This window comes from Staphylococcus sp. EG-SA-15 (assembly GCF_017151895.1).
GTDB lineage: Bacteria > Bacillota > Bacilli > Staphylococcales > Staphylococcaceae > Staphylococcus > Staphylococcus aureus.
The window spans coordinates 1-236 of the sequence record NZ_JACVZN010000178.1 but is presented as its reverse complement, the minus strand read 5'-3'; the positions used below and the strand labels follow the sequence as shown (position 1 = coordinate 236).

1 protein-coding gene is annotated in these 236 nt (G+C 40.7%); it reads right to left on the bottom strand.

Annotated elements, in window-relative coordinates; all coding sequences use genetic code 11:
• Positions 1 to 34: 34 nt before the first annotated feature.
• Positions 35 to 236 (bottom strand): hypothetical protein (locus tag IDG64_RS14965; protein WP_206153641.1); only part of this gene is annotated, 202 nt, incomplete at its 5' end.

The window sequence follows — 236 nt, the reverse complement described above, 5'->3', positions numbered from 1 at the left end:
AAGTTAAGCTCCTTAGCGTCGATGGTAGTCGAACTTACGTTCCGCTAGAGTAGAACGTTGCCAGGCAAAAAATGGATGCGATGAGCCGCATTGAGACCGCAAGGTCTCTTTTTTTTATGTCTAAAACATCAAAATAAAAAGCAAACACAAAGAAAAATGGCTTGGCGAAGTGAAAACGTTTGAATCTGACGAAACGAGAAAAGAGCGCAACGAGTTTAGTAGAGCTAAATGAGTAA